A 26,161-nucleotide genomic window follows, 5' to 3' on the forward strand; every position below is an offset into this window, starting at 1 on the left:
AGTTAGTTCGGTAGGCTGTATTCGTCGGGGCTGTCGGCCTTATTGGCCAGAATGGTCAGGTGAAATTCCCGCTGGGATGTTTCCTTAAGGACAAATACGTATTCTGACTGGGCAATGTAATAATAACTTTTTACGCGCTCGAAATGAAGGAAGTAAGGCTGATTTTGAAACAGGAATCCCAAACTATCGGCATTGATTTGAATCACAGCCCAGTGGTAGGGTCTAATGGTGATGGTCTTCGAGTTAGGCGCTGCTGGTTGTAAACGTAATAGTTTAGCTCCAGTGGCATTATAGATACTAATCTTCGTTGTCTGTGCATCGACCTCAGAAAAAACCAGTAAACCAAGAACCGTCAGTGCGAAAAGCGTTTTCATTACGTCTGATTATTATTGTCTAACGAGCCGAATGGCACAGCCACCACCTTTGGCCAAATGTATAGGCAATCTGGTTTGACTGGTTACCTGTTTTTTCTCTATCGTGTACGCTTCCGGATTGGTCTGCCAGTCGGCGTTGGCTGCATCCCGATACAGAGTTGCTTCGTAGGTTTTGCCGGGGTCCAGGAAATCCAGCGCAATTGTCTGATCGCGGCTGTTCTCATCGGTTATTGCTCCCAGAAACCAGTCGGTTTTACCCTTGGCTTTACGCGCAATCGTTACGTAGTCGCCCGGCTCGGCGGCCAGTATTTTCGTATCGTCCCAATCAACCGCTACGTCACGAATAAATTGAAGCGCATCGAGGTGCTTTTCGTAATTTTCGGGTAGGTCGGCCGCCATTTGCAGAGGACTGTAAATGGTAATATACAGAGCAAGCTGTTTGGCCAACGTCGTGCGAACCCGCGTGGTACGTGTGCTGTCGAACTGGTTCAGTTTGAACCGAAACAAACCGGGTGTGAAATCCATGGGGCCTCCAAGCATCCGGGTAAAGGGCAAAATCGTCGTATGTTCCGGGGTAATTCCTAAAGTCGGCGCATTATTGAATTCACTTCCACGAGCGGCTTCGCTGGCCATCCAGTTCGGATACGTGCGATGCAGTCCCGTCGGGCGCGACGATTCGTGCGAGTCCAGCATAATCCTGTACTGAGCCGCTTTTTCGGCCACCCGCTGATAATGACCAACCATCCACTGGCTGTCATGGTGCTCACCTCTGGGGATAATCCGGCCTACATATCCCGTTTTGACCGTATTGATTCCTTCCTTCACCATATACTGAAAGGCGGCATCCATTCGGCGTTCGTAATTTGTAACGGAGCCAGACGTTTCGTGGTGCATGATAATCCGGACGCCTTTTCGCTGAGCGTAGGCCGTTAGAGAATCCAGGTTGTAATCAGGGTATGGCGTTACAAAATCAAATACGTTTTCTTTCCAGTTGCCAAACCAGTCTTCCCAACCGACGTTCCATCCTTCCACCAACACGCCATCAAAACCGTATTTTGCCGCAAAGTCAATGTAAGTTTTTACGTTCTGGGTATTTGCGCCGTGTTTACCGTTCGCTTTTTCCCAGTTTGCTTTTCCGATATGCATTTCCCACCACATGCCCACAAATTTTTGGGGCTTTATCCACGATGGATCGGTAATGACGGATGGCTCATTGAGATTCAAAATCAGTTTAGATGACAACAAATCCGTCGCTTTGTCGCTGACGATGATCGTCCGCCAGGGCGTCTGAGCGGGCGTTTGCAGATACGCTTTGTTGCCCACCGCATCGGGTACCAACTGCGCCGTCAGACGTAGCGCTTTTTTGTCCAGTCGCAGATGCATAACCGGATAATTGATGAGTGCGGCTTCGAAAATACTGACGTACAGGCCATCGGCTGTTTTGGCGAGCAGCGGGCTCTGGATGACATCGGCGCCCACCAGCGATTTCAGGGCTATGTCTTTTTCTTTGTTTGCCGCCGAAAGCGCATCGACCTCACTAAGTCTGGTAAAATTGTAGAGGTACTCATTGGTGTCGTAGTCGCCCGGTATCCAGAATGTTTTGTGGTCGGCAGCAAACGTAAACTGCGTTTTCTCATCATCGACCACAAAATGCGTAAGCGCTTTCTGCTGCGGAAACTCATACCGGAAACCAACCCCGTCGTTAAAAACACGAAACCGGACCCGTACCGAAATGCCCGAACTGCCTTTTGCGGCTAGCGTTACGGCCAGTTCTTTGTGATGGTCACGTATCTGGCTGACCTCGCCCCAAACGGGCTTCCATGTCTGATCGACGGTTGATGAATCGGTTGAGGTAATCGAAAACGTGGTGAGCGTAATCTGTGGTTTGCTGAAAACGAACCCGAGGCCGGAGGGTTCAATTACGTTCTTGCCCTTATACGAAATTCGGTACGTTACGTTTCCAGTACTGTTATTACCGATGGTTAACAGAACGGCTTTATCGGGCGACGACATAGAAATCGTCTGCTGCGCGTGGAGAATCGATGCGTGGCAGACGAAAAGTACGGCAGCAAGAAAATGGCGAACGGTTAGCATGAAAGGGGTAGGGTATAGGATAAACAATTATTCGATTAGCCACCCCGTTTCCAGACTATATAATCCGTTACGGGAGCTTCTTTTAGCATGGGCCGAATAAGTTGTACAACCTGCCCCCGGTGGTAAGCGGCATGGTGGCTCATATGGGTCAGCATATCCTGCATGGTGTCCTGATACGCGATGCCTTTGGAGTTTTTGTAATGAATTGGCCGATACAAGATGGGGTCAGTAACCGTTTCTATAAAGCTGACGAGCTGACGGTGTTGTCGTTCGGCGGTTTCGGTCATCCAGCTAACCGGAATATCTTCCCAGATGGAAACAAATACCGATTCATTCGCCATTCGACCGTACCATACGTGCTGAGCCGCCAGTACGTGCCCCATTACGGCAATTGCCCTCGAAGGAGGACTTGTGACCGTCTCAAGCGAGTTGATCACCCGAAGGTTGGCCCAGAGTTCGTAATCAAGTAAATGAATCAGGTAGTCTTTCATTGTATCCCCCGTTTAGTAGCCTGATAAAGAGCTTCAACAATGTTTGTCCGGGTGTTAAGCGAACTGATTTTATTATTATTTCGGGTTGGATAGACACGGTTGGATAAAAAGACGTACGTCAGGTTATAAGCCGGATCGGGCTCTACCCAGACAAATGTACCCGTAAAGCCAGAATGCCCAAAACTTGCCTTGGTAGCCGATTTAGGACCGTTGCCTGAATACGTAAAAGACGGTTTATCGAAAGCCAGTCCACGCCGGTTGCCCAACTCTGGAAACTGATAACGGGTAAATTCAGCAATCGTTTTTGCGGAGATAAACTGCTGCCCGCCGTAGCTTCCTTTTTGCCGGTACATTTCGTATACCTTCATCAAATCATTGGCCGTACCAAATAAGCCAGCATGGCCCGACAACCCATCGAGCATGGCAGCCCCTTCGTCATGAACACGTCCCCAAATTAGTGTTTTTCGGAATAATGAATCGTACTCCGTTGGCACAATACGATTTAAGGAATAGAACCGCCGGGGCTTGAAGGTCAACGTGTAAGCGCCCAGCGGATGGTAGAACGTCGTTTTGAGATAGTCCTCGAAGTTTTCCTTTGTCAGGCGTTTGACAATCTGTGGGTAAAGAATAAACGACAGATCGGAATACACATATTCTTTCTTTGGGTTTAGGGGCGAGTCGCGGATCTGTTCGAAGATTGTTTTCGGGTAATTTTTGAACTCGAACAGGCTGTCGGTTACTTCAATCGGGTACCGACCCGACTTTTCGGACTTGAACGTTTTAGGTTTCCACGTACCGTCCGGATTTTTCGTGTCCATCCAGAACGGTATCCAGGCTCTCAGCCGGGCCTGATGCGTGAGCACATCCCGCCAGAGCAGATCGGCTTTGTTTGATTTCTTAAAACCAGGCAGGTAATCCGCCATTTTACCGTTCAGGTTAAACTTCCCTTCATCCACCAGGCGCATGAGTGCGGGTGTCGATGCGCTGACTTTCGTAACGGACGCCATATCGTAAAGATCGTCCAGTTGGACAGGTGTTGGCTCAACACCCAGCGATGCATCGTAGGTATGACTGCCGTAAGCTTTTCGGAAAATCACCTTACCATCTTTGGCCATCTGTACCACACAACCCGGAAACGCCCGCTGGGTAAGCCCTACGTTCACCAGTGAGTCGACCTGCTGGGTCAGGTAGCGGCTGTCGATGCCTACTTCTTCAGGGATGGTGTATTTCATCCGCCCATTCGACTGAGTGGGTACGCCATCGCCCAGCCTGAACCGCTGATTGACCGTAACGGGCAACTTTCCGGACGAGCCAATAGCCCCAAAAATGAGTTGAGCAGCCAGTTCTTCAGTGTAGTTGGTCAGCTGGTAGGGCATAACAATGGCGCGGGCATTTTCGATACTGCGACTGGGCTGAGCCGTATCCATCGGAAACGTCAGCTTATCCAGCACATATGCATTGCCAAACACCGTAACGACTGCCTTGCCCGTTGCTACCAGTTCGCTTACCAGCGCAGCAGTTCGTGCCTGCATTCCGTACTTGGCTGCGGGCCGGATATTATTCAAATGAACGTCGATTAAAAGCAGGTTGTAGTTCTTAAGCGAATCGCGGACAACTGCTAGTGTTGAATCGGGGGTTCGGGTGGTTATGTTAAAGTGGTCGATCTGTGTATAGTTGCTGGCCATCTGCTGAAAAGCGGTCATCTTGTCACTTTCAATTGCTACGGTAGCAATCCGTAGCGTATCCAGGTGCTGCAGGGGCAGAATATTTTGGTCATTTTTCAGAACCGTCAGACTGGCTTCTGTAAGTTTCCGGTTCAGTAGTTCATCCTGCGGAGTGTTTAAGTCACTAACCAGATTATCGAGCACAATGGGTTTGTACTGATCCAGGCCAGCCCATGCTTTAGCACGTAACACTTTCAGGCAGCGCTCATCTAGCGACGCTTGACTAATACGACCCAAAGAGACCGCCAGTTTGATCTGAGCCAGCGCGGCCGGTACGTCTTCCGTAAATTCCAGTACGTCCATCCCAGCCTCAATACCAAGTTCATCGGCCTGGCCCGACGGAAAATATTTGGTTACGCCTTTCATATTCATTGCATCCGAAAAGACCAGCCCTTTAAATCCAAGCTCGTTTTTGAGCAGGTTCGTCACGATGGCAGGTGATAGGGTAGAAGGGCGGTTACGGGTCGTATCCAGCGCCGGTATGCTCAGGTGAGCAACCATAACACCGGAAGCTCCGGCATTGATGAGCTGCCGGAATGGGTACAGCTCCAACGAATCAAGCTGAGCGCGGCTTTTCCCAATTAGCGGTAGATCATAGTGCGAATCGGTCCCTGTATCGCCATGCCCCGGAAAATGCTTAAGACTGGTTAACAGGCCGTTGTTCTGCATACCACGCATATAAGCCAGGGCTTTCCGGGCCACGGCATATTTATCTTCACCGAATGACCTGAAATTGATCACCGGATTGTTTGGATTATTATTTACGTCGACGGTCGGGGCAAAATTGACATGCATGCCCAGCCGACGAGCCTGGCGGGCCAGGTTAGCGCCCATTTGGTACAGTAACGTATCGTTGCCCTGCATGGCGCCCAGCGTCATCTGATACGGATACCGAACCGTACTGTCTAAACGCATCGCAATACCCCATTCGGCATCCATAGCAATCAGCAGCGGTACGGGCGAAACAGCCTGCAAGCGATTCGTAAGTTGCGCCTGCCTGACGGGGCCGCCCTGAAACATCACAACGCCCCCAAGTTTGTACGTACGTATGAGTGTTAATAACGAATCTTCGTAGGATGGTCTACGGTTGGAATAACCCGCTACCATAATCAATTGGGCGATGCGGTCGTCGGCCGACATGTTTGTGAAAACCGAATCGACCCAGCAATTCTGACGAGCGTTGAGTTGAAGAAATGTAGGGGTGGTTTGCGCAAAAGTTGTTGTGAAGAGCAGAACACTAACTACACCAAAAAAAATGGACCGGCACAAAGGCATAATGAGTAGATTGGGTCGTGAGAGGTCAAAAATACAAAAAGTATTGCCTGCGTATTCGATAAAGGTTTTCACCGGAACGAGTTAGCTACCGTATTAAGCGGATTAGTCAGGCGTTGAGGGAATTGACATGTTTCATTTCCCTATATTTCTAGCGAATGGTTTGGTACAAAACACGTATGTCTGCCACCGGATTGACCGTATCAGAATCAATTCGGCGGCAGACATACGTAACGGCCGATTCGCTCCATTGCTTAAGGCTAATGGCCTGAAAAGCTGGCTGAGTGCTGTACCTGCTGCCCTGTTTTCTTCTGCATTCGGCTAAAAACCGTAATCAGCACCAGGAGCAGACCGATAGGAACAAGGGAGAAATAGAAGGCAGTTTGGCCATCATACGCTTCAAATACGTGCCCGGTAATAATGGAGCCAGTCGTGCCGCCCAATGCCGAGAATATAACAATCAGCCCCGCCATGGGGCCATGTTGACGTAACGGTAAACTACTTAGAATGGCTGAATTGATGGCCGGGTAGATTGGGGCAATAAATAAACCAATCAACGGGAATATAAAAGCCGCAATGGGTGCATCGCCCCAACCCGTTACGGCACTGCCGTCAATACCACTGGCCAGAGGCAACGCCAGCAACACCAGTCCACCCGATACGACCAGACAACCCATCAGAAGCCAGTACCACGATACGCGCCCCAGCAATACACCCGCCAGAAATCGCCCGGCGGCTGTTGACGCAGCCAGAATACTTGCCATCTGTATACTAAGGGAAGTGGGTAATTTCAGGATCTTGCTGTTAAACGTAGGTAGCCAGCTCATAATCCCCTGTTCCATCAGTACGTAGACAAAAGCAGTAATCACAAACACGAGCACAACCGGTGTGATGGCTAACCGAAGCATATCGCCCAGGTCATCAACGAGACTTTTGGTAGCTTCGTGTCGAACACTCGACTCATCGATGGGCGTACTCAGTAAGAGTAGAAGCGCAGCCAGCGCAATCCCTGCTAATACGTAATAAACAGTTAACCAGGTCGTGGATTTTGGGTTTGCGTCATCCACAAAAGCACTGAACAGGAAATAGCCCAGCAATACCCCAACCATAAAAAACGACTCCAGAAAATTCATAAAACTGGCATGTTCATTGGAATCGTTCGTGACCAGGCCAATAGTCGCAAATACGGATACTTTAATAAGGGCAAAACTGGCACCCGTTGCCGCAAAGAGTAGTTTAGTCGTCCAGAAAGCCGGTACTTGGGTCATCAGCAGACAGGCCAGCGCTACCAGTGCGAGTGCAAATAACATGGCTCGCTTGTAGCCGATCCGTGTGATATATGACGCCACCAGAAACGACACAAAGGCTATGCTTAAATCTTTAAACGCTTCGAGTATACTTGCCGAGGAAGCCGAAACGCCGTAGTTATTCTGAACCTGCAAAATCACCGTTCCGACGCTATTTAGCAAAATGGCAAAAACGAAATAGTTTAGAATGAGTGACAGTTTAATTCGCCAGTGAGTCATTGGATAGGGTTTTTAGATTTAGGATAATAAACATACGGTTTTCCGTACTCTTTTTGACGGATGAGCGGGCAGAAAAGCCGCTCGTTGTAAACAGGCCTTCAAAATGCGTTGCGAAAGTCCTGTGATGTTTCGCATTTTTGCTGCGTTAATCCGCCCAATCATAGGACAAAGCGGTAGTTTTTTGGTTACACTACCTGAACCTTTTTATTTTATACTTTGGCAAATCCATCGTTCCCGCAATCGCCCGACCAACTCTTTGGCAGCTTGTTTCATGATGTGCAGCTAAGCCACGTATTTGCAGATTCCAAAACGTTTGTGGACTGCGTTCCCAAATTAACTCCACACGATCTGGTCGCGCTGTATGAAACAGAAAAACAAAAGCCTGGCTTCGATCTGGAAACGTTTGTGCGTGAGTACTTTGTGGTACCCGATAAGGTAGCCAGCGATTACGTAAGTGACCGGACGATCAGTACGGGCGAACACATCAATCGACTGTGGGATCGGCTTACGCGTCAGGCCGATCCGAAAATAGAAGGAAGCTCGCGAGTTCCCTTACCACATCCCTACATAGTGCCCGGCGGACGGTTTCGCGAAATATTCTACTGGGATAGTTATTTCACCATGCTTGGTCTGAAAGAAGCGGGTCGCGTAGACTTGATACGGGGGATGCTCGACAATTTCGCTTATCTGATCGATACGTTTGGCTTTATTCCGAACGGTAACCGGACGTATTTTCTGAGCCGGTCGCAACCGCCGTATTTTGCCCTGATGGTTGGCTTGCTGGAGGAGATTGATGGACCCGATACGTTGATAAAATATCAGCCGCAACTGGAGCGCGAATACGATTTCTGGATGGATGGCCGCTATTCGTTGACTGCCCAAAAAACAATCGAAAAACGGGTTGTCCAGGTCGACGGAAATAGAATTTTAAACCGATACTGGGACGATACGCCAACTCCCCGCCCCGAAGCGTATCGGCAGGAAATTGAACTGACCGAAAAAGCTGAACCTCTTGGGGTTGTACCGGAAGCACTCTATACGCACATTCGGGCGGCCTGCGAGTCGGGCTGGGATTTCACCAGTCGCTGGTTTGCTGATCAGCAGACAATGACCTCGATCCGGGCCGCTGACATAGCCTCGGTTGATTTGAACTGCCTGCTTTACCGGCTGGAAGCCACGCTGCATGATGCTGCCCTCAGAAACAACGAGTGGAAGATGGCTTACGAGGAATACGACCCGCTGGTCAGAGACCGGGAGCAGGCCATCCAGCAGGTTTTCTGGAATGAGGAGACCGGCTTCTTTCACGACTATGACCTCGTTGCCCAAAAGCAGACGCATGCGCTGACGTTGGCAGGTGTATTTCCCCTGTTCGTTAAACTGGCTACGCCCCAGCAGGCCGAACGTGTTCACGAACGACTCAAAACCGATTTTCTGCAGGCAGGGGGGTGGGTCACTACGCTGAACCTGACCGGCCAGCAATGGGACTGGCCGAATGGATGGGCACCCCTGCAATGGATCGTTTATCGGAGTCTGATGAATTACGGCTTCAGCGAAACGGCAAAGGAAGGCCGCAACCGATGGCTGGCGCTCAACGACAAAGTGTTTCAGGCTACGGGCAAAATGATGGAGAAATATAACGTAGTCGATGCTGCCCTGACGACCGGCGGGGGAGAGTATCCCAATCAGGATGGCTTTGGCTGGACAAATGGCGTGTATCTGGCGATGGATAAAGAGCGAAAGGGCGAAAGAATGAATGAGTGAAAGACTGGCGCATAAACACGCTTTCACTCATTCATTCTTTCGCTCTTTCATTTACCCCCGCGCCCTTTCATCCGCATTTGTTTGTGGCGATCAGGTACTTACTGTAGCTTTAAGCATTCATACTATTCATTTAAGCCATGACACCTCTTCGCCGACACGCCGTTCTTCGTCGTGTTAAAGATATTACCCTTAGTACTACCCTCAGTCTGGCGCTGCTCAACGGGTCGGTTATGCTCCAGAGTTGCGGCAGTAATAATACTGATGACGAACAGACCGAACAAACGGAAACAAGTTTTGGACGGGGCGTTCGGACGTACATTACGGAAACGGCGCCCGGAAATTTCAAAATTACGGATGAAGAACAGGTCGGACCAGAACGGGCGGGCGCTATTGTCAATTATTATGATGGGCACCGCGATACGTTAAGCGTTGCAGCGGCCAAGCAACTGGTCGATTCCGATGAATCGACTCGTACGTACCTGAATAATCCGGGGGGCTATCACCATCATAATGGCCTGGCTAACGTATTGCTTTGGGGTGGGTTAGGGTATATGCTCGGCCGTTCGACAGCTCCGCAGTACCGCGCCGATGAACAACGGTATGGCTCAGGTGTATATGCCAATTCTGCTTTATACAATCGCTCCAGCCAGATTCGGGAAAATGTTCGGACTTCACGCGTAACCCGCACGACTCGGCCATCGCAAGGACGTAGTGGATTTTTTGGAGGCCGTAGCCGTAGTTCTTCTTCGTAAATTGGATAAAATGAAGATACTGAGGCAACTAATTACCTGCCTTCTGCCGTTACCTGAGTGGGGTTTCGTTGAGATAATATGAATCGGGAAAAAAACTGGGAGCGGCTACGGCAGGAAACATTTGACCTTTGTATAATTGGCGCTGGTGCCAGTGGCGCCGGTGCTGCCCTGGATGCCGCTTTGCGGGGCTACCGCGTTGCTCTGGTTGACCGGGGCGATATTGCAGGTGAAACTTCTTCGCGCTCAACCAAGCTGATTCATGGGGGTGTTCGGTATCTGGAGCAGGCCATCAAAAAACTTGATCTGGCGCAGCTTCGCCAAGTCCGTCATGGGCTGGCCGAACGTCGAACTGTTATACGTAACGCACCCCATCTGGCGCATCCACTGCCATTACTGACTCCAGTTTTTAGCTGGTTCGAGGGGTTGTACATGACCGTCGGATTGACGCTTTACGATTTTATCGCTGGCCATGACGCCTTTCCGAAAGGAAGCTGGCTTAACCGGGCACAGGCGCTCAGCAAAAGCCCCATGTTGACGCGTAGTATGCATTCAGCCGTACTTTATTATGATGGCCAGTTCAATGATGCCCGTTATGCCCTTGCTTTAGCGCACTCCGCCGACGAAGCCGGGGCTGCCGTTGTCAACTACGCGGCCGTAACTGGCTTTACTCGCGAGAATGACCGGCTAAAATCTGCCCTGATTCACGATCAGCTAACGGGCGAAACAATAGAAGTTCGGGCAACCGTATTTTTGAATTGTACGGGTCCTTATTCCGATGCGATCCGGTTGCTGGCCAACCCGGACCTTGAGCCTCGTATTCGGCCCAGCAAAGGAGTTCATATTGTATTGCCGCGTGAAACGCTCAATAGTGAGTACGCCATTCTAATCCCCAAAACGGCCGACGGACGGGTTGTATTCGCCATTCCGTTTGGCGATAAAGTTTTTGTGGGTACAACGGATAATGATTATTCGGATCTGACTCATGAACCACTTCTGGAGCCTGACGAGGTCGATTATCTGCTCGACACCGTACGTCCTTATCTGGCAAAAACGCCCGATCGGGCTGACGTACAGGCTGGTTTTGGGGGCATCCGTCCTTTAATCGTCAGTAGCCGCGCTGATACGAAAACATTGCTTCGGGATCATGAAGTTGAGCACGATGCCCAATCAGGGCTGCTAAGCCTGTTGGGAGGTAAATGGACAACCTATCGAATTATGGCGCAGGATGCTGTTGATCAGGTTGGTGCATTACTGAATAAGTTCACAAAAAGCAGTACAGAAACGCACTATCTGATTGGAGGAGAAAATTACCGATTCGAGGATTGGCAGCGTATGCAAAAGCAATATGATCTTCCGGCGGAGGTATGCCAGCATTTGATGCGAACCTATGGCAACCGTGCTAGCTACGTAGCAGAATTAACCCGGCAGAACCCTGATCTGGCTGCTAGATTAACGGATAACCAGCCTTTTTTAAACGCTGAAGTCGTTTATCAGGTTCGGGAGGAGGTGGCTGTTACGCTCCGCGACGTACTTGCCCGCCGGTGGCGACTCGAACTCTCCGACTGGCAGTTGGCTGCTCAGCTAGCCCCGCAGGTGGCCAGCCTGATGAGTGCTGAACTAGGATGGAGTGATGCGCAGCGTACCGAACAGATACGAACGTATCAGGATCTCATCAGCACCTTTATGAGCCGGGCAGGGCTTGAGCCTGAGCAGACCTGGGCATTGACCTAAAAAAACTTCCCGAAAGTCAAAACTTTCGGGAAGTTGGCAGAGCAGACAATACGTAAGACTAAGCCGTCAACGACCAACCGTCGCGGTATTCGCGCTTAACGAACTGATTAGCTTCGTCAAAATTCGTGATCTTCATGTTTTTGCCATCCCAGGTCAGCTGTTTGCGGCCGGGGTATGTAAATCCTCTTCCATCGGCTTTAGGCTGACGTAACGTATAGCTGCGAATTGCCAGATTGCCCATCAGAACCGATTCGGTTAGTGGTCCGGCAAAGTCGAACGATGATGTCAGGGCTTTATGTTCTTTGCTATTGAAACCCGCTTTGCAGGCTTCTGTCCAGTAAACCTGGTGACCATTTTCAGGGTAAACTGTCACGCCCGAACCTGCTTTCGGTTTTGGAGCCGCTTCCATTTTCTGCCCATCTTTCGTGTACAGCTTTGGGTCATCGCCATACATACCGCAGGCAATTAAGCCTTTGTCGCCGATCAGGAATACGCCGTTTTCACCGTTTTCAGGGAAGGGCTCACTAGCAGGTAGCATTTCCGGACGGAACGGACGAAGACCTCCATCCAGCCAGATCATTTTAACGGCCGATTTGTTCTTGGCGGATGCCGGGAATTTCAATTCAACATGCGACGACGGTGGGCAGCCTTCCGGAATGTACTCGGGGGTCCAGTCTTTCAGGAACACCTGACCGATACTGGTTTCCACTTCGGTTGGGTAGCCGATACCCAGCACGCGGAACGGTACGTCCATGATGTGACAGCCAATATCGCCCAAAGCGCCCGCACCAAAGTTCCACCAGCCACGCCATTTGAACGGATGGTAAGCAGGAGTGTAGCCAACTTTCTGGGCAGGTCCCAGCCACAGATCCCAGTTTAAATCAACGGGCGTTTGCTCGGCAGGCTGAGGTACCGGAATACCTTGCGGCCATACCGGGCGGTTGGTCCACAGATAAACGGTGTGTACCGTACCAATCAGTCCCTTATCGAACCACTCAACCATCTGTTTCTGCTGCGGATTCGAGGAGCCCTGGTTGCCCATCTGCGTAACGACTTTATACTTACGAGCGGCTTCGGTAAGCATTCGGGCTTCGTAGATGTTGTGCGTCAGCGGCTTCTGAACGTATACGTGCTTGCCGCGCTGCATAGCGGCCATGGCTACAACAGCGTGCGTGTGGTCGGCTGTGGAAACAGTAACCGCATCGATGTTTTTTCCTTCTTTATCGAGCATCTCACGGAAATCCTTGTACTTTTTGGCATCCGGGAATTTCGTAAATATTTCTTTTACGCGGGGTAAGCCCCAGTCTACGTCGCAGAGTGCCGCTACGTTATTGGCGCCATTATTGTAAGAATTACTTACGTCGCCAAAGCCTTTCCCGCCAATACCAACACCAGCGATGTTGAGTTTGTCACTAGGAGCAATGAAGCCTTTTCCGCCCAGTACGTGACGAGGTACGATCAGAAAACTGGTCGCGGCCAAAGCACCGGTCTGGAGAAATTTACGTCGTGAAGTTGTGTCTTTATTGACCGAATTCACGCTAGGTGTTTCCGCACCAGGCATTGAGTTATCTGGTTGAAGCATAAAACAAGTATTAAACTGATCTGTCTTAAAAAAGCGTAGCGATTACGTTATTTACCCTGAGGAGAATTGTTTTTTATCATCTACTAGGAAATATATACGATGAAAGCAGCGGATAAGACTATTCGGATACTACTAATCAAAGAGTGTGCTATCCATTTTTAATGAACATTCCACTGTTTAAAGGCTCATTGTCAGCCTGATGAATCTACATCACTTCATCGCACCTGATTAATTTTGCCGTTTCAATGAAGTAGATAAAATGGGCATCTTGCATTTATCGCTTGACGAATAAATGACCATTGACTAACTCGTCGATAGTACACCGAAGCTCGATATCATGCGATTCCAATCATTGCAGGTTGTTTTCATCTTTTCACTGATTTTCCTTGGTTTATCGAATGGTCTGGCCCAAAAGGCTACCGAGATCCGACGGTTTCAATTGAAACAGGTTCAGCAGGGCGTAGCGGTGGACCAGAATTATTTCTATGTCATTAATAACCATTCATTGACGAAACATACCAAATCTGATGGGAAACAGGTTGCCAACTGGACTGATACAACGGGTTTGCTAAAACACATGAACAGCGGAGTTGTGATCGGTCAGAAACTTTATTGCACCCATTCCAACTACCCGGACGTACCGATGGTCAGTTCGATTGAGATTTTTGATACCCGGACACTTCAGCATATTGGCAGTCACAGCTTTGGATTGTTTCCCGGTTCGGTTACCTGGGCTGATTTTTACCAGGGGTACTGGTGGGTTGCTTTTGCCAATTACTCAAACAAAGCATCGGCGGAAGGGCGAGATAACCGATGGACAACGCTGGTAAAGTATAACTCAAGCTGGCAGCAACTTGAAGCATGGGCTTTCCCTGCTAATGTTCTGCAGGCGTTTGCTCCTTACAGTACATCGGGCGGGACCTGGGGGGCAGATGGATTGATTTACTGCACGGGTCACGATAAAACGGAGTTGTACGTATTGAGGTTGCCGGAGCGCGGTCATACACTACAGTACGTAAAAACCATCCCAACTATCAGTGAAGGACAGGCATTTGCCATTGACCGAAGCATCAAAAATAGACAGGTTCTGTATGGTATCACACGGAACGATAACTATGTAATTGTTTCAGTTATTGAGTGAGGAAAGGAAATGCCTGACGTGAATGTTTGCTTAGTTGTTCACTATTTTACAGCCTGGCTTCTTGCGCAAATAATTCACTCATCATTCGCCCGAACTCAGCTTGCCAGGGCGCTGTAATTTTGACTCGTTCAGACGTAACGGGGTGGGTAAACTCAATTTGCTGAGCGTGAAGCAGCATGGTGTTCATCTCGAAATGCTCCTTGAACAGTTTATTCTGCTTGTTGCAGCCATGCGGTCGGTCGCCGATGATGGGGTGAAGAACATGAGCCATGTGCTTGCGTAGCTGATGCATCCGACCGGTCGTTGGCTTAAGTTCGACCAGCGAATAGCGGGACGTAGTGTGTTTGCCAAAAGGCAATGGCAGTTCAGTACGTTGCAGCGTTTTTACATGCGTAACCGCATCCTGAAACGCATCTGAGTCATCCCGCCGAAGGGGGTAATCGATGGTTAGCTCGTCGAGGGTGTAACCGCGTACGATGGCTAGATACGTTTTTTCGACATCACCGGCAGCAAATAAGGTCTGCATGGCGGAATTCAGTACGTCGGTTAAGGCAAACAGAAGCACCCCGCCCGTTTTTCGGTCCAGACGATGCACTGGATAAACACGCTGGCCTAACTGATCACGTAATAACTGAACCGCAAACTCGCTGGCATCACTGGCAATCGGTGACCGATGCACCAGCAGACCATGCGGTTTATTAATGGCCACCAGATCCGCCGACCGATACAAAATTGGCAGTAATGAAGACGTTGGAGCAGTGAGCGGATTCATGGAACTAACCGTAGACTATGCATTAAAAAACGCGGTCCCGTTGCCGAAACCGCGTCTGTCTGAACCGGGATTCTTGTGATTTTATTGATTACCCTGATTGGCTTTCAAAGAAAGCTTTACCATAAAATCACAGTCAGTCAATAAAATCACAAAAATCCCGGTTCTGATTAATACCGATACATTTCCGATTTGAACGGACCCTCTATCGATACGCCAATGTAATCAGCCTGAGCCTGCTCCAGGGGTTCGAGTCTGGCGCCTACGTGAGCCAGGTGCAACGCTGCTACTTTCTCATCAAGTTTCTTGGGCAGCACATATACTTTGTTCTCGTATTTATCCGAGTTAGCCCATAGCTCCAACTGAGCCAGTGTCTGGTTCGAGAATGAGCACGACATAACGAAGCTTGGGTGACCCATAGCGCAGCCTAGATTCACCAAACGACCTTCGGCCAGAATGATGATTTCTTTACCGTCAATTTCGTACATATCTACCTGCGGCTTGATCTGGCTCTTTGAGTGACCGTAATTCTCGTTCAACCAAGCCATATCAATTTCATTGTCGAAGTGACCAATATTGCAGACAACCGCCTTATCTTTCATAGCCTTGAAGTGACGGCCTTTGATAATGTTGACATTGCCCGTTGCCGTAACGAAAATCTGAGCGCGGGGAACGGCTTCGTCCATTGGAATAACTTCGTAGCCATCCATAGCCGCCTGAAGCGCACAGATAGGATCGATTTCAGTTACCAAAACCCGGCAGCCAGCGCCACGTAGCGATTCGGCCGACCCTTTACCTACGTCGCCATAACCAGCCACAACGGCCACTTTACCAGCCAGCATCAAATCCGTTGCCCGGCGGATTGCATCCACCAGCGATTCACGGCAACCGTATTTATTATCGAATTTCGACTTCGTTACGGAGTCATTTACGTTGATTGACGGCAGATGCAACGTACCGTTTTTCATCCGTTCATACAGGCGGTGAACGCCCGTTGTGGTTTCTTCCGATAGCCCTTTAATGCCTTGAATGAGTTCGGGGTAAACGTCGAAAACCATGTTGGTCAGGTCGCCACCATCGTCCAGAATCATGTTCAACGGTTTGCGATCTTCGCCAAAAAACAGCGTTTGTTCGATACACCAGTTAAACTCTTCTTCGTTCATCCCTTTCCAGGCATACACCGGAATACCCGCAGCAGCAATAGCGGCAGCAGCATGATCCTGTGTTGAGAAGATATTACACGAAGACCAGGTTACGTCGGCACCCAGTTCAACCAGCGTTTCGATTAACACAGCCGTCTGGATGGTCATGTGCAGGCAACCAGCGACGCGGGCGCCTTTCAGTGGTTTCGATGGACCATATTCAGCGCGAAGAGCCATCAAACCAGGCATTTCGGCTTCAGCAAGTCTGATTTCCTTGCGGCCCCATTCGGCCAGCGCGATATCTTTTACTTTGTAGGGGACGTAAGTGGATGTTTGCATAATGTGTTGCGAAATTGAAAGAACGTATCATCAACCGAGACGTTCTGCTAGAGTCGATTTCTTAGGAAAGTGCAAAAATAAAGACAGTTTACCAGAATCCCTATTTGAGACATAAGACTTTTGGTAACGTTTACTCAATAGTGTTTAAATTTTTACCTGAATTTCTTGACTTACTAAATCATCTTTACTAATTATGTAAGAACTTACGTAAGTTCTTACATACTATGGATTTTATGGCTGATATGGCCGAACTGGCACTGGCCAGTCGGCTCAGGCGGTTGAGCGATTATTACTGGCAGAACGTAACGGCCACATATCGAAAATCGGGACTGGATTTCGACGTGCGCTGGGCAACCGTTTTTGTGCTGATTGCCCGACAGGGACCAGTGGCGGTTATGGAAATTGCCGAACGGCTGGGCATTACGCATCCCGCTGTAATTCAGGTTACCAACGAACTCGAAAAACATAAGCTGATCGTATCCACAAAGTCGGAGCGGGATGGCCGTAAACGCTTTCTGACGCTTAGCGAAGACGGACGGGCCATGCTTCCCAAGCTCCAGCCCCTATGGGACGCATTCATCACGGTAAACCATGAGATGCTGGCGAGTCAACAACATAACCTTTTAACATCCCTTCAGGAAATGGAAAATCAACTAGCCGAACGCGGGTTTTTCGACCGGGTTCAGGATCAATTAAATCGAGATAAAACAACTAACGCTACTTCTATGGACGACATCTCCATCGTTACGTATTCACCAGCGTATCAGCCTGATTTTAAACGGCTAAACGTAGAATGGATTGAAAAGTACTTTCGCGTTGAGCCGCACGATCTGGAACAGCTGGAACATCCGGAAATCCATATCTTGCCGAATGATGGCCAAATTTTTTTCGCAAAAATGGGCGATCAGATTGTGGGCTGTGTGGCTATGGTCAATATGGGTGATACGGGTTTTGAATTGGCTAAAATGGCCGTATCGCCCGAAACGCGGGGTAAAGGAGTTGGTAAAAAGCTGTGCCTGGCAGCTATCGAGTATGCCCGGCAGATAGGCGTGAAGACCATCTGGCTCGAATCCAACCGGGTGCTGACACCGGCTCTGACAATGTACGCCAGCGTCGGCTTCCGCGAAGTACCGAGTGTACCAACACCCTACGCCAGAGCCGATATTCGGATGGAAATGACCTTGTGAAACCGGTCAATACGTTGCTTCTAATTAGCTCCGTTACGTAGCCTCGCTACTTTGCCGTCCATTGTGGTAATCAGTACGTCTCGATTGCTCAATGGAAAAACCCGGTTCACCATGGCATTGGACAGCTTATGCGCCCAGGCAAGCTGGCGCGTCTGGCGGTCGATGGCGTAAAGAACCCCTTCATCGGTTGGAACAAAGAGGGTGCCTGCTTTTTCAACAATCGGTGAGGGGCTTATTTCGGCACCGTACTGGCAGTTAACAAACCATTCGGGCTGTGGTACGTCGGAGCGGGTTGACATCGCCCATACCGTATCGCTCATGCATTTGACGTAGAACAACGAGCCATCTTCTGATAAACCGCTGGCTTCGAATCCTTTATGCTGGTTCGACTTCCAGATTTCCCGGCCCGATTTTGCATCAAGTGTCGTAACCGTACGGTCGGGTGTTTGCAGAAAAATACGGCCATTGGTAAGTACGGGCGTGCAGGCTGCGGGCGAGAAATTGCGAACTTTGTTGTTGGTCCATGTCCAGACGGGTTTGCCGTTTTTCCGGTTTAGCGCGTAAAATGTCGACCCCCATGAGCCGACGTAAACGTTCGATTTATCCACCACCGGGACCGATTCGATAAAGCCGGTTACGTTGTTGAACGTCCATTTTTCAGCTCCAGTCTTTAGCGACAACGCCCGGAATTTGCCTTCCGAACTGCCAATGTACACGGTGTTGCCGTCGATGAGTGGACAGGCTACGATTGGCTTGCCCGTGTCCTGTTTCCAGATGAGCTGTCCATTGTCTGTTCGTAAGCAGTAAATAGTACCGTCGGTTGAGGCAACAACAACCCGCTTTTTGTGCATGGCGGGCGTTGAGTAAACTTTTCCCTGTGTAGCGAATCGCCATTTCACGGAGCCATCGGCCAGCGAGAGGGCAACGAGCTGCCCGGCTGTATTGGGGTAGATGCAAATGTCCTTATTGGCAATAATGCCTGCGCCAATGTCGCTGCTGTCCTGTTTTTCCCAAATTGCGCTGACGTTTTTGTAGACGTCGTTGAGTTGGTAGGAAGGCCGGACGTAGTGTTTGCTGTCCTGAGCAAAATGATGGTTTGTTAATGCAACCTGGCGCCAGGGAGCAGCGGTCTGCCCTGCCTGCTGATCGATTGCTGGTGTGCGTGTGACAAACGACATCGTATCATTCTGTATCGTTACTAGATTGTAGCCGCCAACAGCCTCTTTGGCCCGCAGGTTTGAGCGTCCCATTGTGCCGGGAATACCTTCAAAATCCAGTTTCTGGTTGGCATGACCGTGACCGCATAGGGCAGCCTGTACGTTTGTCTTTTTTAATTCATCAATAAGTAGATACCAGTTAGCCAGCGAATTGTCGAGCGGATAATGGTTCATGAAAATAACGGGCTTGTCGGAGTTTTGCAGTTTGCTTACTTCCGTACGCAGCCAGAGTACGTCTTCGCGGGAAACAAGCCCCGGCGACATGCGCATATTGGGGCCGCTGCCACAGCCAATAAACCGGTATTTCCCAAAATCGAACGCAAAATGTTCAGCGCCAAACACCTTTTTAAAACTATTGCAGCCGTTTTCCGACCACTTTGTGTCATGATTGCCCGGAAAGATGTACCACTTTTTTGCAAGCCGTCGAGAATACGTTTAGCCTCGGCAAATTCACGATCGGCGCCATAGTCGGTAACATCGCCCGTAAACACGACAAAGTCGATATTCGAAAGCGTATTGATATCATTTACAGTACGTTGCAAATCTTCGGCTGCCGTTTCCGGGGCGCCTATGTGCGTGTCGGTGACAAACGCAAATCGAATGGTTTGTGCCTGAACGCTGGCCAGACCCAGTAGCAAAAAGAGAACCAGTTTTTTCATCGATGTTGAGGTGAGAGGCTACTAACTGAACATGAAAAAAGCCTGCCGAATGATACCCGACAGGCTTTTGATTATTTACTCGCCGTCTGCTTCGGCCACACGTACTCGAAATTCTTGTTGATGGGGGCTTCAAAGTAATTGACGTTCAGGTAATCCAGTCGCTTTTTGTGAGCCTCCAGCCGTTGTTTGAAATCGTCAAAGTTTTTAGCTTCGCCGGGTGTCCAGGCCGTTTCGGCAATAGCGATAAGGCGCGGATAGGCCATGTATTCAACGTAGTGCGTTGTTGGCAGATACTCCGACCAGACATTGGCCTGTACGCCCAGTACGTGTTTCGCCTGATCGGCGGTCAGACTATCGGTTACGGATGGGTTAAAGCTGTAAACTTTTTCGAGCGGCAAAAAACCGCCAATCTCTACAGGCTGCGTTTTCGGATCAGCCTGGTAGTAATCGAGGTAGCAGTACGTTGTCGGGCTCATAACCACGTCGTGGTTTTGACGAGCTGCTGCGATGCCGCCGTTGATGCCCCGCCAGCTCATGACCGTCGCATTGGGCGACAATCCGCCTTCCAGAATTTCATCCCAGCCAATGATTCGGCGGCCTTTCGACGTAACGAATTTGTCGATACGCTGGATAAAATAACTTTGGAGTTCGTGCTCGTCTTTCAGGCCTTTTTCTTTCATCAACGCCTGGCAGAATTTACTTTGCTTCCATTCGATCTTCGGGCATTCATCACCCCCAATGTGAATGTATTGGCTTGGAAACAAGGCCATAACTTCGGTCAATACGTTCTCCAGAAAGGTAAAGGTCTCTTCGCGGGGGAAAAGCACCTGTTCGTGTACACCCCAGGTACTGCTTACGGGCAACATGCGGTCGAGGTTACCACCCAGTTCCGGGTGAACGGATAAAACAGCTACCGAATGGCCCGGCATCTCAATCTCAGGAATGACGGTGATGAACCGATCCTGTGCATATTTTACGATGTCGCGTACTTCGTCCTGGGTATAAAATCCGCCGTAGGGCTTGTTGTCATATTTATGATCGCGGTAGTGGCCAACCATGGTGGATGGTCGGATTGAGGCCTTCTGAGTAAGTTCCGGATATTTTTTGATTTCGATTCGCCAGCCTTGATCTTCGGTCAGATGCCAGTGGAACGTATTCATTTTGTGAACCGCCAGCAGGTCAATGTATTTTTTGATAAATGGAACCGGATAAAAATAACGACCCACATCGAGCATCGAGCCGCGGTACCCGTAGCGAGGCTGATCTTCAACCGTACAGGCTGGTACCGACCACGTAACGCCATCCACTTTGGCCGAGCTGAAAACAGCGGCTGGCATGAGCTGCATCAGCGACTGAACCCCGTAGAAAAATCCCTGCGGCTGTTCGGCCGTAATAACAATCTGTTTGGGCGTAACGGTCAGCATATACCCCTCTGCTCCTAGTTTCGGACCTTTAGCACTCACGAACGAAATATCTTTTCCGGCATTTCCTGTTTTGACGACCGGAGTTGTACCCGTCGATTTTGCCAGTTGATCAGCCAGCATCTGGGCAATGCGCCGTACGTCTGGATTGGTCGATTGAACACCGATTGTAGGTTTTGCGGGTAACGTATAGCTACCGCTGCGTTCTTCCAGATGAACCGGTTTGGGTACAAGAGCGTATCGGGCCGTTTGTGCATACAAACTGGTTACGCTGAGCAGCGTGACAGCCAGATAGTTAAAGAGTTTTTTCATTAGAGAAGAGGTTATTGCTTTTGGTAATACAAAGGTATGGGCTACGACAGTTGGGGCGGTACTGAAAGTAAACTCACTTTAGGTTAATTCTGAGTCTGTCGGCCAGGTGAAGGTTCATAAACTGTGCAAAATGCCGCCATACAAGCCCGAAACCCCCAAACTCCTGACTGTTTGATTTTTTGCGTAAACGTTTGCGCAAATACGTTATAAAGAGGTTTTTACAATAGCTTAAGCTTTCGGGAAGCTGTGGTTTGGCAATGCTACTTCAAATACGGACGTAATACGCTGGCCCATCGCTGATAACCCGCCGGAAGCATGTGAAGACTATCGGATTTGAATAATTCGGGAACAGGCTGGCCGCCGGGCGTTAGCATAACAGGACGAATATCCACGAACTCGGTGTTACGTTGCTTACGCAGGTAATCGTTTATAAGCTGGTTCGCTTTGTCCATTTCCGGGAAAACCTTCCGGCGCGACGGGCTGGGTTTCAGCGAGATAAAGGTAAACGGTACGTTGGGTAATTTCTGGCGAACATGCTCGAATAAAGCAACGAAGCTCTCGTAGGTCTGCTGGCCGGTCTGCCCGGCCGCTACGTCGTTTTCGCCAGCGTAAAGCACAATCTGTTTGGGTTGGTACGGAATGATGATGCGGTCGGCGTAGCGCAGTACGTCGGGAAGTTTGGAGCCCCCAAACCCTCGATTAAGGATCGTTTTGTTGGGAAAGTACTCCGATAAATTCTCCCAAAGCCGAATGGAAGAACTCCCCGTAAAAACAATCGCGTTCCGGGGTGGGGGCGACGTACTGTCGGCTTTTTCGAAGGCGCGGATTTCGTTTTCGAAGGCGGGCTGGTCAGCCGTGGGCTGGGTCTGACCAAACGACCATACACTGATACACAGCAGGCTGAAGCTCCAGATGAATTTCATAAAATACCGCAAAAAGATACTGTCTATTAAGATTTCAGATAAAAGGCACGACGGTCTCTAAACTCATGCCCCGCGATCCTTTTACCAGAATATACGTATCGGTCATGGGATGATCCATCAGCCAGTTGTGCAGCGAAAACTTATCCGGGAAATAGTAGGCTTTGGGTAAAAACTCCAGGGCGTAATGCATGTCTTTCCCGGCCAGAATCACCAGATCGAACTTGCTTTCGGCAATCAGTTTGCCCAGAGCCGCATGCTCCGCTTCACTTTCGTTGCCCAGTTCATACATATCGCCCAGAATAACGGCTTTCCGGCTGGCGGGGGTAGCCGCAAACTGACGTATCGCGGCTGCCATTGAACTCGGATTGGCATTATAGGCATCCAGCAATACGGTATTTGTTCCTTTGGTAATCACCTGCGAACGGTTGTTGGTCGGATTATAGTCGGCTACGGCGCGATTGGATTCTTCGGGTGAAATGCCGAAATAATCGCCAATAGCCAGCGCTGCGGTCATATTGTCGAAATTGTAGCGTCCTGGCAGATGTGTCGTTACTTCCCGGCCTTCCGGATCGCGATAAACAACCACCGGCGACTCCTGAAGCAACTCGACCGGCTGACTCGACGCGTCGACAGCCGGGTAAAAAATAGTTTCGGCAAAAACGGTTTCAGAACGTAGCGATTTCAAGCGTTCCCGGTACATGGCCATCAGCGTTTTATCCCGCGAGTTGATAAATACGGTACGTCCGTGCTGCGCCAGATAATCATACAATTCGCCTTTGCCTTTTCTGACGCCTTCAATGCCGCCAAACCCTTCCAGATGGGCTTTGCCTACGTTGGTGATCAACCCGTGAGTCGGCTGAGCAATCGAACACAACAACTCGATTTCTTTCTGGTGATTCGCTCCCATCTCGATAACCGCGATTTCGTGCTGTTCATTGAGAGCGAGCAGAGTTAGCGGTACACCGATGTGGTTATTCAGGTTGCCGACAGTAGCATAAGTCCGGTATTTTTTCGACAGTACGGCGGCAATCAGTTCTTTGGTAGTGGTTTTTCCGTTCGAACCCGTCAGGCCGATAACCGGAAAGGTGAGCGTTTGCCGATGGTGTCGGGCCAGATCCTGCAAAGCGGTCAGGCTGTCGGCAACGAGCAGGCAACGGGCGTCTGAGTCGGCAATGGCCGGATCGTCGACAAGGGCGTAACGTGCCCCTGCTTCCAGCGCCTGCCGGGCAAACTGATTCCCGTCGAAGCTGGCTCCTTTGAGCGCCACAAACAAACAATCGGAGGTAATTCGGCGCGTATCGGTCGAAACGCCCGTACATTCCAGGAATTTATGATAGAGTTGATCAGTTGACAGCATGTCCATAGACATAAATGAAGGCTCAGTTCGTTTGAATTCTGTACTACCAACTTCAAGATGGTGTTACAGAAAGTAAAGGCTCAAAATTAGATGAAAAAGCTGTTTACGCTTTGTTTCCTGTTTTTTCCACTGCTCAACTTCGCCCAATCGGGTGGAAAGATTGGCTTTCGTTATGATCAGACTCCCGCAGTCAGCGTCAATGGTCGGGCCTTATTAAATCCGTGGGCTGGTGGATTGAACGCCACGCAGTACTCCACGATACGTTTAAATGCCGATTCGCGCGACGATCTGCTGGTCTATGACCGGGCAACCAGCAAAATCAGTACGTTTATCGCCGTCGACAATCCAGCCGGAACGGGTATAAACTGGCAATACGCACCTGAATACGAAACGGCTTTTCCCGCCGTTAGTGGCTGGATATTACTGGTTGATTATGATCTGGATGGCCAGAAAGATATTTTCACACCCGGCGCCGGGAACGTACTGGTTTACCACAACGAGTCGCAGAATGGGCAACCCGCGTTTAAACTGGTGGCAAACCCACTTATGACCGAAGGGTTCAGCGGACTGATTCAACTGTACATCGGCACCGTCGATGTGCCTGCCATTACGGACTACGACGACGATGGCGACATAGACATTATAACGTTCGACGTAACGGGAAACCTGATTGCTTATCAACAGAATATGAGCGTCGAACGTACCGGCAAAAAAGGTGGGCTGGATTTCAAACGGTACCAAAATTTGTGCTGGGGTCACTTTCAGAAAGAATATTGCAACGACTTTACGTTTGGCGTTCAGTGCGATGGATCGGGTCGTGTGGGCGTTGAGCCAGATAAAGCGACATTGGGTAAGGCCAGACCGTTGCACACAGGTAATACGCTGACGGTGGTCGATACGGATGGCGATGGCAATAAAGATCTTTTGTTTGGGTTTGTAACCTGCGAAAATATTGCCCGCCTGCGTAATGCAGGACCTAACAGCGAGAAAGCCAATTTCACCAGCTACGACAGCTTATTTCCGGCAGCCAATCCGATTCTGTTTCCGGCTTTCCCGGCTACGTTTTTCGAAGATGTGGATGGTGACGGGCAAAAAGATCTGCTGGCATCGCCCAACGTGAGTTACAATGAGAATCAGTTGTTTGATTTTCGGGCTTCGGGCTGGTATTATAAAAATAAGGGCACAACGCAAAAGCCGGATTTTCAATTAGTTCAGAAAGATTTTCTGCAAAGCGACATGCTCGACCTGGGCGAGCAGGCAGCACCCGCGTTAGCCGATCTGGATGGCGATGGTGATCTGGATTTGCTGGTGGGCTACGGTGGCGTCGGAACGGGTACAGAGTATCGGGGGGCATCTGGCAGTTTGAGAACAAAGGCACTACAAAGGCTCCTTCCTTTTCGCTCGTTACGACCGATTACCTGGGAATCAATCAATCGCTGAAGCTGACCAACGTAATGCCTTCGTTTGTGGATGTGGATGGTAATGGGAGTCTGGACCTGATCATTACGGGAGCCAGCGTCAGTGGCATGGAAATTCGCGCCTTGCTGAATGGGGCTGCCAAAGGAGCCGCTGCTCAGTATTCGCTTACGGGCGCAACCTTATGGCCCATACCGGACAGGCTGACGCTCGGCGACCTGATGACGGTAGCTGATGTAGATCGTGATGGTAAACTGGACGTGTTAATCGGAAAGGAGTACGGCACTATTGAGTACTTCCGGAATACGGGTTCATCCACTACGCCCGTTTTTCAATTACAGAACCAGACATTCGGTGGGTTTACCATTGATGACCCTACCTACGCCCGCGCCCGATCGATAGTGGTAACCGACCTGAACGGCGATCAGCAAAACGAGCTTATCCTGGCGGCCGACAACGGTACCGTTCGGGTGTATCAATTTCCGAACCCGGTCGATAAGGCGCTGACCTTACTGGATTCGCTGCCATCTATCGGATTTCCTGGTACGGGTTTGATTGCCGCTGCCGCTGATCTGGATGGGGATGAGTTACCTGATTTAATGCTGGGCAGTATAGCGGGTGGTATGCGGTATCTGAAAAATACGTCTCAGCGTGTGGTAACGGGCATACCGGAAGAACCAACCGGGCCGTGGGCGTTCCCAAATCCAACCGACCGTTATCTTACAATTCGGCCACCCTACGACGGCCAAATAGATGTCGTGTCGTTATCGGGGCAGGTGGTGATGAGCAGTCAGGCGGTTCTGGCGAATGTCGAAACGGTCGTTGATCTTCAACGTATCACCAACGGAATGTATCTGATTCGGCTCTCTGGCAGTAATCGCTCGCCACAGGTGCAGAAAGTTCTTCTCCTGAAATAGTCGCAAACTCTTTCGGTAAATGATGGTTAGTGAGTATGTCTGGTGACGAAAATA

At 49.9% G+C, this 26,161-nt stretch carries 19 protein-coding genes and 1 pseudogene; 7 read left to right on the forward strand and 13 right to left on the reverse strand.

All coding sequences use genetic code 11. From position 1 onward, the window contains the following. Positions 1–2: 2 nt before the first annotated feature. The 5 genes from LN737_RS08495 to LN737_RS08515 all read right to left on the reverse strand — a co-directional run bounded on the left by LN737_RS08495 (position 3) and on the right by LN737_RS08515 (position 7,481). Positions 3–374 carry a hypothetical protein gene (locus LN737_RS08495; RefSeq protein ID WP_405517937.1) on the reverse strand — a complete coding sequence of 124 codons (372 nt, stop codon included), beginning with the start codon at positions 372–374 and terminating at the stop codon, positions 3–5. Positions 375–386: 12 nt separating this feature from the next. Then, positions 387–2,468, reverse strand: coding sequence for a glycoside hydrolase family 97 protein (locus tag LN737_RS08500; protein ID WP_405517939.1), 2,082 nt, complete (start codon positions 2,466–2,468; stop codon positions 387–389). A gap of 35 nt (positions 2,469–2,503) precedes the next feature. Next, positions 2,504–2,959, reverse strand: coding sequence for a DinB family protein (locus tag LN737_RS08505; RefSeq protein WP_405517940.1), 456 nt, complete (start codon positions 2,957–2,959; stop codon positions 2,504–2,506). Beyond that, complete coding sequence (locus LN737_RS08510) at positions 2,956–5,958, reverse strand: glycoside hydrolase family 3 N-terminal domain-containing protein (protein ID WP_405520348.1); 3,003 nt, start codon at positions 5,956–5,958, stop codon at positions 2,956–2,958. The genes LN737_RS08505 and LN737_RS08510 overlap by 4 nt, the downstream gene beginning before the upstream one ends. A 257-nt stretch (positions 5,959–6,215) precedes the next feature. Continuing rightward, positions 6,216–7,481, reverse strand: coding sequence for a sugar MFS transporter (locus LN737_RS08515; RefSeq protein WP_405517942.1), 1,266 nt, complete (start codon positions 7,479–7,481; stop codon positions 6,216–6,218). 216 nt (positions 7,482–7,697) lie between these two features. On the opposite strand from LN737_RS08515, the gene treF reads away from it, so the two are divergent. From treF to LN737_RS08530, 3 genes are all read left to right on the forward strand, one after another. Next, a complete protein-coding gene (treF, locus tag LN737_RS08520; RefSeq protein ID WP_405517944.1) occupies positions 7,698–9,242 on the forward strand; it encodes an alpha,alpha-trehalase TreF in 1,545 nt (514 codons plus the stop codon). A 137-nt stretch (positions 9,243–9,379) separates the two neighbouring features. Beyond that, entirely contained in the window at positions 9,380–9,994 is a 615-nt protein-coding gene (locus tag LN737_RS08525; protein WP_405517946.1) for a hypothetical protein, read from the forward strand. Between the two features lie 78 nt (positions 9,995–10,072). Further along, positions 10,073–11,725, forward strand: coding sequence for a glycerol-3-phosphate dehydrogenase/oxidase (locus tag LN737_RS08530; protein WP_405517948.1), 1,653 nt, complete (start codon positions 10,073–10,075; stop codon positions 11,723–11,725). 58 nt (positions 11,726–11,783) lie between these two features. On the opposite strand, the gene LN737_RS08535 is transcribed toward LN737_RS08530, so the two are convergent. Then, positions 11,784–13,307 carry a Gfo/Idh/MocA family protein gene (locus tag LN737_RS08535; protein WP_405517950.1) on the reverse strand — a complete coding sequence of 508 codons (1,524 nt, stop codon included), beginning with the start codon at positions 13,305–13,307 and terminating at the stop codon, positions 11,784–11,786. A gap of 337 nt (positions 13,308–13,644) precedes the next feature. Between LN737_RS08535 and LN737_RS08540 the strand changes: the two genes are divergently transcribed. Continuing rightward, a complete protein-coding gene (locus tag LN737_RS08540; protein WP_405517952.1) occupies positions 13,645–14,448 on the forward strand; it encodes a hypothetical protein in 804 nt (267 codons plus the stop codon). Positions 14,449–14,494: 46 nt separating this feature from the next. On the opposite strand, the gene LN737_RS08545 is transcribed toward LN737_RS08540, so the two are convergent. Continuing rightward, positions 14,495–15,220 carry a pseudouridine synthase gene (locus LN737_RS08545; protein ID WP_405517954.1) on the reverse strand — a complete coding sequence of 242 codons (726 nt, stop codon included), beginning with the start codon at positions 15,218–15,220 and terminating at the stop codon, positions 14,495–14,497. A 167-nt stretch (positions 15,221–15,387) separates the two neighbouring features. Next, a complete protein-coding gene (ahcY, locus tag LN737_RS08550; RefSeq protein ID WP_405517956.1) occupies positions 15,388–16,698 on the reverse strand; it encodes an adenosylhomocysteinase in 1,311 nt (436 codons plus the stop codon). Between the two features lie 224 nt (positions 16,699–16,922). Between ahcY and LN737_RS08555 the strand changes: the two genes are divergently transcribed. Continuing rightward, positions 16,923–17,885: a bifunctional helix-turn-helix transcriptional regulator/GNAT family N-acetyltransferase gene (locus LN737_RS08555; protein WP_405517958.1), complete on the forward strand. Its 963-nt coding sequence runs from the start codon at positions 16,923–16,925 to the stop codon at positions 17,883–17,885. Between the two features lie 20 nt (positions 17,886–17,905). Here LN737_RS08555 and LN737_RS08560 read toward each other — a convergent pair whose 3' ends face one another. The 5 genes and pseudogenes from LN737_RS08560 to murF form a co-directional block, all read right to left on the reverse strand. Next, positions 17,906–19,504, reverse strand: a complete 1,599-nt coding sequence (locus LN737_RS08560) for a PQQ-binding-like beta-propeller repeat protein (RefSeq protein ID WP_405520350.1) — start codon at positions 19,502–19,504, stop codon at positions 17,906–17,908. 101 nt (positions 19,505–19,605) lie between these two features. Continuing rightward, positions 19,606–19,761: pseudogene (locus LN737_RS08565) on the reverse strand (hypothetical protein); the annotation flags it as partial. Between the two features lie 71 nt (positions 19,762–19,832). Continuing rightward, a complete protein-coding gene (locus tag LN737_RS08570) occupies positions 19,833–21,494 on the reverse strand; it encodes a beta-N-acetylhexosaminidase (protein WP_405517960.1) in 1,662 nt (553 codons plus the stop codon). Positions 21,495–21,754: 260 nt separating this feature from the next. Next, positions 21,755–22,417 carry a GDSL-type esterase/lipase family protein gene (locus LN737_RS08575; protein ID WP_405517962.1) on the reverse strand — a complete coding sequence of 221 codons (663 nt, stop codon included), beginning with the start codon at positions 22,415–22,417 and terminating at the stop codon, positions 21,755–21,757. Positions 22,418–22,451: 34 nt separating this feature from the next. Continuing rightward, complete coding sequence (gene murF / locus LN737_RS08580; protein WP_405517963.1) at positions 22,452–23,786, reverse strand: UDP-N-acetylmuramoyl-tripeptide--D-alanyl-D-alanine ligase; 1,335 nt, start codon at positions 23,784–23,786, stop codon at positions 22,452–22,454. 78 nt (positions 23,787–23,864) lie between these two features. Here murF and LN737_RS08585 point away from each other — a divergent pair, with 78 nt between their 5' ends. Beyond that, positions 23,865–25,214: an FG-GAP-like repeat-containing protein gene (locus LN737_RS08585; RefSeq protein ID WP_405517965.1), complete on the forward strand. Its 1,350-nt coding sequence runs from the start codon at positions 23,865–23,867 to the stop codon at positions 25,212–25,214. A 14-nt stretch (positions 25,215–25,228) separates the two neighbouring features. Then, on the forward strand, positions 25,229–26,107 hold the full coding sequence (locus LN737_RS08590) for an FG-GAP-like repeat-containing protein (protein WP_405517967.1): 879 nt from the start codon (positions 25,229–25,231) through the stop codon (positions 26,105–26,107). The last annotated feature ends 54 nt before the right edge of the window (positions 26,108–26,161 follow it).

The organism is Spirosoma sp. KNUC1025 (genome assembly GCF_045160025.1).
Classification (GTDB): Bacteria; Bacteroidota; Bacteroidia; order Cytophagales; family Spirosomataceae; genus Spirosoma.